The sequence below is a fragment of the Kribbella sp. NBC_01245 genome, from assembly GCF_036226525.1.
GTDB lineage: Bacteria > Actinomycetota > Actinomycetes > Propionibacteriales > Kribbellaceae > Kribbella.
Map to the genome: position 1 here is coordinate 909,500 of NZ_CP108487.1, position 14,081 is coordinate 923,580.

Genomic DNA, 14,081 nt, shown 5'->3' on the forward strand with positions numbered 1-14,081 from the left:
AGCCGTTCCATGCCAGCAGGGGGGAGGGGGCAAGTGAGGGTCCGAATGAGTGCTGCCCGGCTGGCTTGGTCGGTGTGGGGATTGTGCGTCGTGCTCACCGCAGTCGCGCTCGTACTCTTCGTCATCAACGGCCCCGCCCGGCCGGCGGGTTCGTACGGCTCCCTGGATGCCGTCATCGACGTCGCCATCCTCGGCTTTCCCACGGTCGGCGCGATGATCGCCGCACGGCAACCGGACAACGCGATCGGCTGGCTGTTCCTTGCCACCGGTCTGGGCAACACCGTCGCGCAGGCCTTGCTCGAGTACGGCGCCTACGCCCTGCTGCGCGCGCCGGGCACTGTGCCTGGCGGCGCCTGGGCCGGCCTGGTCGCCGATGCCGTGATCTGGCCCGCTGTCGCGGCGACCACGGTGCTGGTTTTCGTCTCTTTTCCAACCGGGCGCGTGCCGTCGCGGAGATGGCGATGGCTTGTGTGGGCAGTGGTCGTAGATGTGGTGGCCTACGTCGTCGGGACGTTGCTGTCGCCAGGGCCGCTGTACTACTTCCCGACGGTCTCGAACCCGGTCCCGGTATCGATCCCCGTCCTGCCGGCGATCGGCGATCTCGCCGCACCGGCGCTGGGCGTCGCGCTGCTCTTCGGGATTGTCGCTCTGGCAGGTCGCTTCCGACGATCGCGAGGGGTGGAGCGACTGCAGATCTCCTGGCTGTTCTACCTCGCGGCCATGCTGATGCTGTCCATTCCAGTCACTACGGCGCTGCAGAGCACCAACCTGACGGTCGGCAGCATCCCGGTCTCCGAACTGGCCTTCGCGGCGGTGCTGCTGGCCATCCCGGTGGCCGTCGGTGTCGCGATCCTGCGGTATCGCCTGTACGACATCGACGTCGTCATCAACCGGACGCTGGTGTACGGCGCTCTGACCGTGACGCTGGGTGCGGCGTACGTCGGCAGCGTCTTGTTGCTGCAGTTGGTACTGAGCCCGGTGACGCAAGGATCGGGTCTTGCGGTGGCGGTGTCGACACTCCTGGTGGCGGCGCTGTTCCGCCCGGTGCGGTCCCGGATCCAGGCGATGGTCGACCGGCGATTCTTCCGGCGCCGGTACGACGCGGCGCGGACCCTGGAGGCGTTCGGCACCCGGTTGCGGGACCAACTGGATATCGATGCCCTCGGCAACGACCTACTGGCCGTCGTGCGCGACACCATGCAGCCGGCCAACGTGTCGCTGTGGCTGCGAAAGGCCGATCGATGAGGGCCCGCTGGCTGGCGTGGAGCCTGTTCGGGCTCTTCGTCGGGCTGGCCCTGGCGACGCCTGTCCTCGTTGCGGTTCGGCACGGCAACGCGTCCGACTCGCTGGTCGCGATCGGGATCGGCTTCGCCCTCGTCGGTGCGCTGGTCGCGTCACGGCACCCCACGAACGCGGTGGGTTGGCTGCTGCTCGTATCCGCTGTCGCCCTGGGCCTGGACACCTTCATGACCGTGTACGTCAGCCGGGGGTCGTTGCCCGGTGCGGCGTTCGCGGGGTGGCTCAACAGTTGGTTGTTGTTCGTATGGCTCTATCTGCCCGCGCTGTTCCTCCCGCTGGTGTTCCCGGCGGGCCGGGTGCTGTCGCGCCGGTGGCGGGCAGTCGTCTGGCTCGGCGTGAGCGCTGTCGCGGCCACGGTCGTCGGCACCGCCTTCGCCCCGGGTGTTCTCGACATCCCCGCGAACCGCCCGATCCGCAACCCGCTCGGCGTAGGGGGACCGGTTGGCCGTGCGCTGCCCTGGCTGTCCGGCGCGGGCAATGTGCTCGCCGCCGCGACACTCGCTCTCGGCGTCCTCTGTCTGGTCTTGCGCCTGCGGCGATCGCGTGGTCGTGAGCGTCAGCAGGTCACGTGGTTCGCCTTTGTCGGCGCGGTGGCGCTCGTACCGTTCGTCGTTCTCGTGCTGGTGAGCGTGCTCGGCGGCGATGGCGGCGGTCCCTGGCTGAACGCACTCGCCCTGACCGCCTGGTGGTCACTCGTCGCCCTGGTCCTGGTCGGCCTGCCGTCGGCCATTGGCATCGCGATTCTGCGTCATCAGCTGTACGACATCAACGTCGTCATCAACCGGACCCTCGTGTACGGCGCTCTGACCTTGACGCTGGGTGCGTCGTACCTCGGCAGCGTGCTGCTCCTCCAACTGGTGCTGAACCCGTTGACGCAGGGGTCGGATCTGGCGGTGGCGATGTCCACGCTCGCGGTGGCTGCGTTATTCCGCCCGGCGCGGCGCCGGATCCAGCTGCTGGTGGATCGGCGGTTCTTCCGCCGCCGGTACGACGCCGCCCGGACCCTGGAGGCGTTCGGCTCGCGGTTGCGGGACCAACTCGACATCGATGCCCTAGGCAACGACCTGCAAGAGGTGGTGCGCGACACCATGCAGCCGGCTCATGTGTCGTTGTGGCTGCGGAGGGCGGACCGGTGAGTGCCCGGGGCCTTGCCTGGATTCTCGGCGGCGTGGCTGTGGCGCTCACCGCGCTCGCGATCGGTCTGACTGCTGCTGCCGGGACGATCGGGTTGGGCCGGACAGGGCTGAATGTCGTGATGGTGCTGGTGTTCTGCATTGTCGGGATCCTGATCGCGCGACGGCATCCGCGTAATCCGATCGGCTGGATCTTCTGTGCGTCCGCGGTGGCCAACGGCCTCAGTGCCTTGGCCAGGGGGTACGCCGACTACCGACAGGCCGGGGCAGGTTCGGCCGGCTCCATGGCCGAGGTGGCCGCGTCGTACGCGACTGTTTCATGGATTCCGGCCGTCCTGGTGCCGGCGGCGTACCTGCCGTTGCTGTTCCCGGACGGCCGGCTGCTCTCCAGACGGTGGCGACCGGTGGCCTGGTGCGGTTTGCTCGGTATCACCGGACTCTTCCTTGCAAGCGCCGCCAAGCCGGGCGCGCTCGAGGACTTCCCGACCCTGACGAACCCGTACGCGGTCGACAGCGCTGTACAAACCATCGGCGAGGGTGTGTCCGCGATGACGGTGCTAGGCCTCCTCGTGGCCTCATCGGTGTCGTTGATCCTGCGGTTCCGCAGAGCCGGCTACGAGCAGCGGCAGCAGATCAAGTGGCTGGTCTGGGCCGGTGCGCTGGCCGCCGCGACGATCGCGATCGGCACCGCCGCCTATGAGCTGCTGACGCCCCCGGTGGCCAACGCCGCGATCCTGCTCAGCATCCTCGGTCTACCCGTAGCTACAGGTATCGGCATCCTGCGCCATCGCCTCTACGACGTCGACGTCGTGATCAACCGCACCATCGTGTACGGCGCCCTGACCGTCACGCTGGCCGCCGGATACCTGGGCAGCGTGCTGCTGCTTCAACTGCTGTTGCGTCCGGTGACGCAAGGCTCGGGGCCGGCCGTGGCGGTGTCGACGCTGGCGGTCGCGGGGTTGTTCCGGCCGCTGCGGGCGCGGATCCAGGCGGGGGTCGACCGGCGCTTCTTCCGGCGCAGGTACGACGCGGCTCAGACGCTCGCCGCGTTCGGCGTACGGCTGCGCCATGAACTCGACTTGCAGGCATTGGCGATCGACCTGCGCAACGTCGTACACGAAACCATGCAGCCGACCCACGTCTCGCTGTGGCTGCGGACCGATGACCGTAACGATTCCCGGACGAGGCATCAGTAGAAAGGGCTTGTGATGGTCGCATTGAGCAGCACCTTCCGCCGACTCCGCAGGCGAACAGCCGCCGGGGAAGGCCAGCCAGTGCCCGACGACCAGGTGCGACCGGTCCCGGGCGACGAGGTGACGCCGGTCGACATCGCGGCCAACGACCCGCTGCTGGCATACCTCCAGAGCGCGAGCGGCGCGGTGGACGTGGAGGCGTTGGAGCTTGACTCGCCTGCCCTGGAAGAGCTGAAGGCCGCGGGCGTCAAGCTCGCCGTACCGCTGGTGAGCCAGGGCGAGCTGATTGGCGTACTCAACCTCGGCCCGCGCCGGTCCGAGCAGGAGTACTCCAGCGACGACCGCAAACTGCTCGACAACCTCGCCGCGCAGGCCGCGCCGGCCTTGCGGGTCGGCCAACTGGTCCGCCAGCAAGAGGCCGAGGCCCGTACCCGCCAGCGGTTCGAGCAAGAGCTCGAGGTTGCCCGGCTGATCCAGCAGAACTTCTTGCCCAAAGAGCTTCCCGACTTGCCCGGCTGGCAGGTCGCGGCCTGCTACCAACCGGCCCGCGAGGTGGGCGGCGACTTCTACGACGTGATCCCGCTGGACGACGGCCAGATCGGCCTCGTCATCGGCGATGTCACCGACAAGGGCGTACCGGCGGCGCTGGTCATGGCCGCCACCCGCAGCGTGCTGCGCGCCGCCGCGCAACGGCTGGTCGAACCCGGCGCGGTGCTCGAGCGGGTCAACGAGCACCTCTGCCCGGACATGCCCGAGAAGATGTTCGTCACCTGCCTGTACGGCGTTCTCGACCCGACCACTGGCCACTTCCGGTTCGCCAATGCCGGGCACGATCTGCCGTACGTCAAGACGGCCCTTGGCTCGGTCGAGCTGCGCGCCCGCGGCATGCCGCTGGGGCTGATGAGCGGGATGAAGTACGAGGAGCGCGAGACGCTGCTCGCCCCCGGGGACTCGTTGCTGCTGCACTCCGACGGCATCGTCGAGGCACACGACCCACAGGGACAGATGTTCGGGTTCCCGCGCCTCAAGGAACTGGTCGCGCGGTACCCGGGTGGCGGCGAGCTGATCGACCTGGTGCTCGCGGACCTGCACGCCCACACCGGACCGGACGCCGAGCAGGAGGACGACATCACCATGGTCGTAGTGCAGCGGGAGCAAGTGATGGGGGAGCTGCTCGTCGAGTTCGAGGTGCCGAGTGTCCAGGGCAACGAACGGCTCGCTCTCGAACGAGTGGCCGCCACGGTCGCTCCGCTCGGCCTCGCACCCGCCCGGCTCCGCCGCCTCGAGACCGCGGTCGCCGAGGCCACGATGAACGCGATGGAGCACGGCAACTCCTACCGCGCCGACCGTCCGGTCACGGTTCGGGTGTACGCCGACCCCGGCCGGATCCGCGTCGAGGTCGCCGACCTCGGTGGCACCCGGTCGGCGCCTGGCCAGGCCGAAGTGCCCGACCTGCAGGCGAAGCTGGCAGGCCTCCAACGGCCTCGCGGGTGGGGTCTGTTCCTGATCAAGAACATGGTCGACGAGGCGCGCGAGACCGCCGACGGGGAACGCCACACCGTCGAGCTCGTCATGCATCTCGAACCGGAGCCGCATCTCGAACCGGAGCTGCATCTCGAACCGGAGCTGAAGGAAGAAGGCGACGATGACGACACGTGACGCGCTCGCACACGTACGCCGGCGGGATGGCGTAGCGATCATCGAACTGGTCGGTGACCTCAACGCCGCGGCCGAGCGCGCGCTGGACGAGGCCTGGACCGCGGCGACGGAGGTGCGACCCGACGCCGTGGTGCTCAGCTTCGAGAAGACCGGCTACATCAACTCGACCGGTATCGCTCTCGTGGTCGGCCTGCTCGCCAGTGCGCGGGCACACGGCATCCCGATCCGGGCGTACGGCCTTACCGACCACTACCGCGAGATCTTCGAGATCACCCGGCTGGCCGACTTCATGGCGATCAACACCGACGAGGACAGCGCCGTACAAGGCGTGGGAGGGGACGGAAATGGCTGAGGCAACAGCGACATTCGACGTACGGCGGGAAGGAAGCGTCGGCATCGTCGACATCCAAGGCGACGTCACGGCGGGGTCGGAGGACGTGCTCATGAACGCCTACGAGAGCGCCGGCAAAGTCACGGCGGTGATCCTCAACTTCACGGGACTGTCGTACATGAACAGTGGCGGCATCGGACTGCTGGTCACTCTGCTGGTGCGCGTCCGGCGGCATTCGCAACGGCTGTTGGCGTACGGCCTGTCCGAGCACTACAGCCAGATCTTCGAGCTGACCCGCCTCGACGAGGCGATCGGCATCCACGACACCGAGCAAGATGCGCTGGCTGCGGCCGGCGCGGCCTAGGGGAGCGCACGCCATGACCGACAACAACGACAAGCCCGACGCGGCCAACCGCGACGCGGCCAACTGGGCGAAAATGGTCTCCCGGTTGAAGGTCTCGCAGGTGCCCGAAGGTGCCATGAACCTCAACGTGGACGGCCGCCAGCTCACCAGCCCGATCCAGGGCTTCGGCAAGATGTGGCAGAAGACCTACCTGCTGCGGCTGCCGTCCGAGCGCGTCACGCCGACCGATCTCATCGCCACCTGGCGCAAGGACTTCGGCGAGTTCTGGCCGGCCGGCAACCACTTCTACGCACCGCTCACCGGCATCGAACCCGGTGACGTCGCTCTCCTCAACCTGCGGCTGCCCGGCGGCACCACGCTGTCGACCGGCGTGATGGTGCTGTACGCCGACGAGGAGTCATTCACGTTGATGACTCCACAGGGGCACATGTTCGCCGGCTGGATCACGTTCAGCGCATCGCAGCAGGGCGACACGACCGTGGTGCAGGCGCAGGTTCTCATGCGCGCTTCGGACCCGATTTTCGAGCTGGCGCTCATGATGGGTGGCCATCGCGAGGAGGACCGCTTCTGGAGCCAGACCCTCGGCAACCTGGCCGCACACTTCGGCCATCCGGACGCGGCCGTCGACACCAAGATCGTCTGCGTGGACAAGAGACGCCAGTGGTCGAAGTGGCGCAACGTGTGGCACTCCTCGGTGATCCGCTCAACGATCTACATGCTGGAAGCCCCCGTCCGCGGCGCCCGAGGCCTCGCCCACCGCCAGCGACCAGCTGCCTGACCCGCGGTCGACAACTTTGTTCGCCTTGGGCGCATCTAGCAGGTGTCCAAGGGGGCAACGTGAATTCCTTTCACAGCACTGGTTCTGTCCATCTCCGCCGACCTATCCGCACCGCAATCGCAGGTCTCGCAGCTGTCGTATTGATGGCGACAGGTGTGGTCGTCGTGGGTAGTACGCCCGCGTCGGCGCACAAGGCCGGGCACGTCTCGGTCAAGTCATCTCTCAAGGTCCGGCCGCCTCTTCTGAAGAGGCCGCGGGTCAGGTGCCACGAGTCGGGCGCAATCGTCGTTATCACGCTGCGCAACCGCAGCCGGACGGCCCTGCACTTCGAGGTCAGGTTGTCTGCGGGCGAATACCAGGAGGCCCTGCCGGTGATGTTGTTGCCCAGAGGTACTGACAGCGTTGAGTTTCACGGCGTCCCGGATGGCAGCTATCTGACCGAGGTCTTGAACGACGTCGGGGAGTACGTCGCCGATCGCCGTTTCCGGGTGAGCTGCAACGCCGCGCCGGCACCTGCGGATCACCGACGGACCGAGTCGTGAAGACTGCCGTCAGACTTCCGGACCACTACACCGTCCGCCCGCCCGAGCCTGGTGATGCCGAGGCGATCTTCGGCCTGCTCTCGGCCTACAACACGGCGGTGATCGGGGTCGCCGACTGCGCGCTCGAACCCATCGCCGAGTGCATTGTCGAGCCGGGCTTCGATCGCGGTACCGACGGCTGGCTCGTGCTCACGGACGACGGCCTGCCAGTCGGCTATGCAACCGCGTTCGGCAAGGGCGACCGGCAGGTGGTCGAGGTGGAAGTGGCGTCGCAGGACCCGGTAGTGGCCGAGTGGCTGTTCGATGAGGCGATGCGCCGGGCACGCGAGATGGGACGCGAGCGCGGCCATGGGGAGATCACCGTCGACTCCTGCGTCTACCGTGCTGACGAACCACTCCGTGCGCTGTTCTTCGCTCACGACTTCGTGACTGGTACGACGTACCACCGGATGCGGATCGACCACACCGCAGGCACCGCCGTTCCGAAGGTCCCCGCGGGCGTCGTCGTACGACGTGGTGCCTTCGACGACGCCGCTCGCTGGGCTGCGCACGAGGTCATCATCGAGAGCTTCCGCGGCCAGTTCGGGTTTGTCGCCCGCCCGCACGACGAGTGGGTCGCGTGCCTCGAGGCCAAGTCCGCCTTCGACTGGTCCCAGCTCACCTTGCTCGAGGTGGACGGGCGAGGGGTCGCGGTCCGCACGTGCGGCGACGAGTTCGTCGAGGGGGAGAACTGCGGCCACATCGGCACGCTCTGCGTCATCGAGGAGTTCCGCGGGCAAGGACTCGCGAAGTTCCTCCTGCACGACGCCTTCGCCATCGACGCGGCGGCTGGCCGGGCAGGCACGATCCTGAACGTCGACACGAACAACCCAACCCCGGCCCTCGGCCTCTACCTCTCCGCCGGCATGAACCCCGTCCTAATCTTCGACGGCCTACGCCGCGTCCTCCCCACCACCTAGGCCGCCGCACCCTCGTCGACTACCCGGCAGACGCCGACGGGGGACTGCCTAGGTCTCGCAGGAACCGGGACGATGTGCCTGCTTGGGTGGTGTATCCGCGGCGCTGGTAGAACTCGTGGGCGTCTTGCCGACGGTCGTTGCTGGTGACCTCCATGCGGCGGCAGCCGCGTGTGGCAGCGAAGGATTCCGCGGCCGCGACAAGTTGGGAGCCGACGCCGCGGCCGCGTGCTCGATCGGAGACAACCAGGGCTACGATCCGGCCCCAGGAGCCGTCACGTTCGAAGAACGGGCCGACGTGTACGGCGATGACCCCGAGTAGCTCGTCGCCGGCCTCGGCCACATATGCCGCGCTGGACGGATCGTCGGCAAAGGTCTGGATTCGGTTTGCCGTCGCCGCGTGGTCGTCTTGTGGATAGCCCAGCTGGTCCAATAGCTCGGTGACGGCCGAGGTGTCGGCACGGCGTACCGGTCGGATCTTCATATTCTGCAACCTGTCGGTGTTCGTGCTGGTTCGCTTAGGGCACGCCTTCAGTCAAGGCAGCGCGGTGCTACCAGCACGTATGTGGTTTTCGATATGCCGACGATATGGTGCTGGAGCACGCGGTAGCCTCGCCGTATGGACCTCGTCTCCTGGCGCGAAGAGTCCGAGCTGGGCACGTGGACGCAGCTTGCCGGCCGGCCGAGCGCGCTCGCGGGCCTGGTCGAGTCCATCTGGATGTTCGACGGGAAGCTCAGTCGCCGGGAGCGTTTCTACCCGACGGGCGAGCTCGATCTGATCGTGCAGTTGGACGCGCCGTTCCGCGTCGTCGAGGGCCAGCCCGCGGGCGCGTGTCCGTCATCCTGCCTCACGGGGCTCATCGTGGCACCGCTCGTGATCGAGACACCCGCGACGTCGCGCGTGATCGGCGTACGCCTAAGGCCCGCAGGGGCTTTCGCCCTCTTCGGCATTCCGCTGCACGAGCTGACCGGGACCGCGGTCGATCTGCAGGACATCATCGGCAGCGAGGCGCGTCGCCTCACCGAGCGCCTCGACGATGCGGGCTCCGATGAAGAGCGCTTACGGCTTCTGGGCCGGTGGATCACGGATCGGTTCGCAGGAGACACCAGTACCGATCCGCGTGTCGCCTACGCCGTCTCCGAGATCGAGAGCGCCGGCGGGAAGGTACCGATAAGGAACATCGTCGGGCAGATCGACGCCTCTCCGAAACGTTTCGCCAGCTTGTTCGAGGAGCAAGTCGGCGTGAAGCCCAAGCTCTTCGCCCGAATCGTCCGGTTCCGCGAGCTGGCGGCCGCGCTTTCTACCGCGGTTGATCCGTTGAGCCAGACAGCGATCGCGTACGGCTACTACGACCACTCGCACATGAACCTGGAATTCAGGGAGTTCGCGGGGATGTCTCCCAGCCAGTTCCTAGCCGCCACCCCGTATCCGGAGATCCTCGCCCTGGCCGACTGAGCGACGGCGGATTTTTTCCAAGACGCGAGCCCTCGCCGTCCTTACCGTGAAGACGTTCACGTCGGACGGAGGACTTTCCTTTGGCAAACAACGTTGTCCCGATGGATAGCGAAGACGTCCCAACGGTGGCGTACTTTCTGGTCCTGCTGCACCCAGCGCCCAGCCGGGACGCGGCCGAGCCGCCATGGAGCGCGCACGTCGCGTTCATCGACACGATGACGGAGCTCGACGTGGTTCTGCTCGGAGGCGAATTCGGGAGCCCCGTCGCAGGTGCGGAAGCGGCCTACCTGCTCCATACGGCGACGCGGCAGGAAGCGGAGACCTGGGCTCACAAGGACCCGTTGGTTCTCGACCGGTACTACGTTCCGGAAGTCGTCGAATGGCACCTGGTGGGTGTGGCCCCCGGCGCGATTGATCCCGTTCTGAGGCTGCCGAAGTGACGGCGCCAACGCCAACACCGAATCGAATGGAGCACCGTTCAATGTCTGCATCGAACTTTGCGAATGTGGTGGGCGTGCTGCCTGTCACCGACCACGCGGAGGCCGTTACCTGGTACCAGAAGTGGATCGGGCGTGGTCCCGACGTCAAGCCTATGGACGATATCGCCGAGTGGCAGCTGGCCGAGAACGCTTGGATCCAGGTATCCGTCAATCCCGAGTCCGCCGGCCGTACGACCGTTGTCGTCGGCGTCGTGGACATCGACACCCAGCTCTCCACATGCGCAGCCGCTGACGTAGCCGTGGGCGAGGTCAACGACTACGGCTTCATCAAGACAGCGGAAGCGATCGACCCCGCAGGCAACAAAATCCTGTTCGTCCAGGAAGTGCCGCAGGATTAAGCGCTGATCCAGAACCGAACCCTCGACGCCGACCGACTGCCACCGGAGGCCAAGATCTATGACGTGCCTGCGCGGCCGCGTGGGCAACGATTTTTGGCGAAAGTGTGGACATCGTCTGCCGCGGCTCGTGGTCTCGAGGTCGACCCGGCACTGATCCGTCTTCGCGGCCAACGACATCGTCGCGGCGGGCGCGCCGGCCTGTCCGGGCTCGACAAGAACGCCGACCCCTTTGCCCACCAGCGCCCAATCACCACCCTCGGCACCTCAGTAGTCATCCGCGACTCAGTCACCCCGCCCTCACGAACGCTGCCTGCCCCCTCGCCCAGACGCTGACGTCCTCACGCTTTGCGCCTACCTGTCTCGGTCGGTGCCCCGGTCGGCGTCTCGTCCGGCGCCGGTCGGGCGGTGGCGTAGATTCTGGTCGCCGGCACCGTCCGAGATGCGTTGAGCCGACGCGGGCGTGGGGTTGAGCCCAGCCCTCATTGCTGCCGCCAGTTCGGTGCTTTCCCGCGTCGCTTGGCGCGCCCCGGGCTGCGTCGGGTCCCCGGTCAAACCTGATTGAGCCTTCGGAACCTCGCTGCTCACCGCCGGGTTCACCCCGTTGATCGCCGCGGAGATACGTTCACCGCTGTCGGGCGCGGGCTGCGACCGCTCGAACTCCGCTGTCGTCTTCAGCAGCATCGTCAGCCCCTTGACCAGCTTCAGATCAGGCGTCGGGTTCGAGACCAACTGCCGCAGCGCCGTGCGGGCGTCAGTCGCCATCTCCTCCCTTATCGCAGGGCTGACGAGATGCATCCATGCAGTCAGCGGCGGGGTCTCCGCCGAGAGGTTGAGCGGCGTGTCCTGCCAAGGCTGCGAGCTGCCGGCGGCCATCACGATGCTGGTCATGCACTCGGGCAGGCTGTGCTCACCGCTCACCACCATGTCCGCGACCGCGAACGCCATCACATCCGAGGCCTCCTCGAACGACAGCCGGCCTTCGTGATGAAGCATCGTCGTCGCCGTCATATAGCAGGCCGAACTGCTCGACCGACCGCCGACGAACCGATCCGGCATCGCATTCGAGAGGTTGTAATACCAGTCGATATTGCTGACATCGACCGTACTCGGTGGCGGCAGCTTGCCGTTGTACGGCTCGGGTGCCGGATGCGCGGCTTCGGTGAACATCGCGTCGCCACCGAGCCTGCGGTACGGCGGCACGTTCACGTCCCACCGGGTCTCGCTGACGTTCAGGCGTGTCCGCGCCGGGCCCAACGTCTGCCCATAACCGCGTTCGGGCGCTTCCGCGTTGTTGTAGAGGTCCCGGATACGTTCGAACAGTTCATCGTTCACGGCCAGGCTTTTCCCGCGGTTGCGTTTCTCGGGAGCACCGGCGCCCGGCAGGTGCATGCCGACGCCTTCGTTCACCCGTGTACGTCCCTGGTGGTAGGCGAAGGTCTCGAGCGTCGCCGTCCATGCTCCGTTCGCGAGGTGATCTCGCGTCCCGGAATCGGTGTCGTGGATGGTCATCGCACCGGTCGATTGGTCCTTGTGGAGCTCGATCGTCGAGCCGACGGCGAACCCGCGATTGCCGACCGGCCCCTCGAGCACCGTCCCACGCATCGTCACGTTTCCGGCACCGCCATCGGCCACGGCGTCGACTCTCAGCCGTAGCTCGTCGCCCTCCGAGTGCACCCGGACAACGTGATTGACCCAATCAGCCGTCGCGTCCGCCGACGTTTCGGCGTCAAAGCTGCCCACATGCCGTGAGATCGCGCCGTCGGACAGCATCGCGTACATCGTGTCGCGCTGGTAGGTCATACCGAACAGCTGCTGGGGGTCGTCCGGCGGCGGATGCTCGCGCGCGGCCCCGATGGCGTCGAGCTCAGCCCGGTTCGTGCCGGTGACCGCGTAGCCGTTCGATTGCAGGAACCACACCGGTTGGTTGGCCTCGACCCCCGGTGTTACTTCGCCCATCTCGTGCTGGAAGAGCTCCCACGAGTCCCGGTTCGGCGCGTTGCCCGCATTGCGGCTCGCCAGCTCTGCGCGCCAACTGCGCTTCTTCGCCTGGAGATAGCTCGCCATGGTGGTGATTTCGGCTTCTTCGTCGATTCGCGCATGCAAGCCGTACGCGAGCTCGGGCGCCGTACTGCGTTCGAGCGCCGCGAGTCGCTCCGCGGCCGTTTCATGCTGACCGAGGATCCCCGCGATGACCGCGTCCTCAGGCCCCGTCTCGTTACGGCGTTGGGCGGGCAACGAGTCACGCCTCGTCGATCGCCCGACGGATCTCGCGCTCGACGAAGTCCCAGGCGTAGTTCGCCGCGATCTGGTCGTCGTAGTACTCGGCGAGTGCTTCCTCGGTCAGCTTGCGCACCAGCGCCTCGCCGCCGAGTGCGGTCAGGTCCACCCGCCGCGGCCTCAACTTGGCAAGCGTGCTCACCCGGATCGCGTCATAGCGGTCCTGCTCGTTCGTATAGCGCATCTTCGTGATGGTAGGACGTCGCGGGGTCCTGACCCGCGCGGTAGACCTCAACCCTCAGGCCGGACGAGTAATCTGTTGCAATGATTGCAATAGTCACGGCGGCGGTGTTCTTCTCCGGCATGGGGGTCTACGGGCTCGTCGCACCCGCTGCGCTGGTCCGGCCGTTCGGGATCCAGGTGACCGGGGCCCACGCACGCACCGAAGTGCGCGCGGTGTACGGCGGTTTCGGGCTGGCTTTCGCCGGGCTGCTCGTCGTCGCGGCGATCGACGCCGAGATTCGCCGGGGTGCAGTGATCGCGGTGGCGGTTGCGCTGGCCGGGATGGCGGCCGGGCGATTGGTCGGTCGAGTGTTCGACCGGCCGGCCGCCTTCTATCCGACCTGGTTCTACTTCTGGGCCGAGCTGGTGCTGGCCGTGGCACTGTGGCTCGCGGTCGACTAATTGTCAGTCGACCAGTAGTCCGTGGGCAAAAGCCTCCGTCGCTACCCGGAGCAGTCGGGCGAGCTCTTCGTCAGTACGGCGCAAGCGATCCGGCCGCCAGGCGAGACTGATAATCCCGTTCCAGGTGGCCCACAGGACAGTCGCCACCTCGTCGGCATCGACGGCGCGGATCGCCCCGGCGTCGATGCCGCGCTTGATCGCCTCGACCATCCGCGTGTTCTGCTCGTCGACCGAGGCTGCGAGCCGGTCGGCGAGCTCACGCCCGGCCTGGTAGGCACCCGGATCAGTGGGGAACGCCAGCATGCGGAAGTACTCGGGGTTCGCCAGGTAGAAGGCCAGATATTCCTCGGCGGCCGCGTAGAGCTGTTCGGTCGGGCTGCGTCCGTCGACGTACGCGAGGTCCATGAAACGCCGGTCGCTGTCGATGGCGCGTTCGATCAGTGCCGCGTGCAGTCCGGCTTTCGAGCCGAAGTGGTTGTACACCGAGCCGACCGCCACGCCCGCGGTCGCCGCGATCTCTTCGACGGTCACGTCCGCCACTGCCCGTGCGGTGAACAGTTGTTCCGCGCTGCGGAGCAATGCGTCGATCGTTCGTTCCGCCCGCGGATCCACCCGTCGCCTCTCTGAGAAC

Annotated in this window: 17 protein-coding genes; 13 read left to right on the plus strand and 4 right to left on the minus strand. The window is 67.1% G+C overall.

Annotated features, from left to right (window positions below; translation table 11 throughout):
* Positions 1-45: 45 nt before the first annotated feature.
* The 9 genes from OG394_RS03845 to OG394_RS03885 all read left to right on the plus strand — a co-directional run bounded on the left by OG394_RS03845 (position 46) and on the right by OG394_RS03885 (position 8,258).
* Positions 46-1,245: a hypothetical protein gene (locus OG394_RS03845; RefSeq protein WP_328993436.1), complete on the plus strand. Its 1,200-nt coding sequence runs from the start codon at positions 46-48 to the stop codon at positions 1,243-1,245.
* Positions 1,242-2,435 (plus strand): hypothetical protein, encoded by a 1,194-nt coding sequence (locus tag OG394_RS03850; protein ID WP_328993437.1) that lies wholly within the window; start codon positions 1,242-1,244, stop codon positions 2,433-2,435. Before OG394_RS03845 ends, OG394_RS03850 begins: the two co-directional genes overlap by 4 nt.
* Positions 2,432-3,628, plus strand: coding sequence for a hypothetical protein (locus tag OG394_RS03855; RefSeq protein WP_328993439.1), 1,197 nt, complete (start codon positions 2,432-2,434; stop codon positions 3,626-3,628). The genes OG394_RS03850 and OG394_RS03855 overlap by 4 nt, the downstream gene beginning before the upstream one ends.
* Before the next feature lie 12 nt (positions 3,629-3,640).
* Positions 3,641-5,284, plus strand: a complete 1,644-nt coding sequence (locus OG394_RS03860; protein WP_328993440.1) for an ATP-binding SpoIIE family protein phosphatase — start codon at positions 3,641-3,643, stop codon at positions 5,282-5,284.
* Positions 5,271-5,636 (plus strand): STAS domain-containing protein, encoded by a 366-nt coding sequence (locus OG394_RS03865; RefSeq protein ID WP_328993441.1) that lies wholly within the window; start codon positions 5,271-5,273, stop codon positions 5,634-5,636. Before OG394_RS03860 ends, OG394_RS03865 begins: the two co-directional genes overlap by 14 nt.
* On the plus strand, positions 5,629-5,979 hold the full coding sequence (locus OG394_RS03870) for an STAS domain-containing protein (RefSeq protein ID WP_328993442.1): 351 nt from the start codon (positions 5,629-5,631) through the stop codon (positions 5,977-5,979). The genes OG394_RS03865 and OG394_RS03870 overlap by 8 nt, the downstream gene beginning before the upstream one ends.
* Positions 5,980-5,992: 13 nt before the next feature.
* Positions 5,993-6,757, plus strand: coding sequence for a hypothetical protein (locus tag OG394_RS03875; RefSeq protein WP_328993443.1), 765 nt, complete (start codon positions 5,993-5,995; stop codon positions 6,755-6,757).
* 143 nt (positions 6,758-6,900) lie between these two features.
* Positions 6,901-7,299, plus strand: coding sequence for a hypothetical protein (locus tag OG394_RS03880; RefSeq protein WP_328993444.1), 399 nt, complete (start codon positions 6,901-6,903; stop codon positions 7,297-7,299).
* Positions 7,296-8,258, plus strand: a complete 963-nt coding sequence (locus OG394_RS03885; protein WP_328993446.1) for a GNAT family N-acetyltransferase — start codon at positions 7,296-7,298, stop codon at positions 8,256-8,258. Before OG394_RS03880 ends, OG394_RS03885 begins: the two co-directional genes overlap by 4 nt.
* 19 nt (positions 8,259-8,277) lie before the next feature.
* On the opposite strand, the gene OG394_RS03890 is transcribed toward OG394_RS03885, so the two are convergent.
* Positions 8,278-8,739: a GNAT family N-acetyltransferase gene (locus tag OG394_RS03890; RefSeq protein WP_328993448.1), complete on the minus strand. Its 462-nt coding sequence runs from the start codon at positions 8,737-8,739 to the stop codon at positions 8,278-8,280.
* 135 nt (positions 8,740-8,874) lie between these two features.
* On the opposite strand from OG394_RS03890, the gene OG394_RS03895 reads away from it, so the two are divergent.
* The 3 genes from OG394_RS03895 to OG394_RS03905 all read left to right on the plus strand — a co-directional run bounded on the left by OG394_RS03895 (position 8,875) and on the right by OG394_RS03905 (position 10,549).
* Positions 8,875-9,711, plus strand: a complete 837-nt coding sequence (locus tag OG394_RS03895) for a DUF6597 domain-containing transcriptional factor (protein WP_328993449.1) — start codon at positions 8,875-8,877, stop codon at positions 9,709-9,711.
* Between the two features lie 101 nt (positions 9,712-9,812).
* Positions 9,813-10,151 (plus strand): hypothetical protein, encoded by a 339-nt coding sequence (locus tag OG394_RS03900; RefSeq protein ID WP_328993450.1) that lies wholly within the window; start codon positions 9,813-9,815, stop codon positions 10,149-10,151.
* A 41-nt stretch (positions 10,152-10,192) separates the two neighbouring features.
* Positions 10,193-10,549, plus strand: a complete 357-nt coding sequence (locus tag OG394_RS03905; protein WP_328993451.1) for a hypothetical protein — start codon at positions 10,193-10,195, stop codon at positions 10,547-10,549.
* Between the two features lie 351 nt (positions 10,550-10,900).
* On the opposite strand, the gene OG394_RS03910 is transcribed toward OG394_RS03905, so the two are convergent.
* Both OG394_RS03910 and OG394_RS03915 read right to left on the minus strand, forming a co-directional pair.
* Complete coding sequence (locus OG394_RS03910) at positions 10,901-12,784, minus strand: hypothetical protein (protein ID WP_328993452.1); 1,884 nt, start codon at positions 12,782-12,784, stop codon at positions 10,901-10,903.
* Positions 12,785-12,788: 4 nt separating this feature from the next.
* Positions 12,789-13,010 (minus strand): hypothetical protein, encoded by a 222-nt coding sequence (locus OG394_RS03915; protein WP_328993453.1) that lies wholly within the window; start codon positions 13,008-13,010, stop codon positions 12,789-12,791.
* Between the two features lie 80 nt (positions 13,011-13,090).
* Here OG394_RS03915 and OG394_RS03920 point away from each other — a divergent pair, with 80 nt between their 5' ends.
* The gene (locus tag OG394_RS03920) at positions 13,091-13,450 is read left to right on the plus strand and encodes a DUF4345 domain-containing protein (protein ID WP_328993454.1); all 360 of its coding nucleotides are present in this window, start codon (positions 13,091-13,093) and stop codon (positions 13,448-13,450) included.
* Between the two features lie 3 nt (positions 13,451-13,453).
* Here the strand turns inward: OG394_RS03920 and OG394_RS03925 are convergent, their stop codons facing one another.
* Entirely contained in the window at positions 13,454-14,062 is a 609-nt protein-coding gene (locus OG394_RS03925) for a TetR/AcrR family transcriptional regulator (protein ID WP_328993455.1), read from the minus strand.
* Between the last annotated feature and the right edge of the window lie 19 nt (positions 14,063-14,081).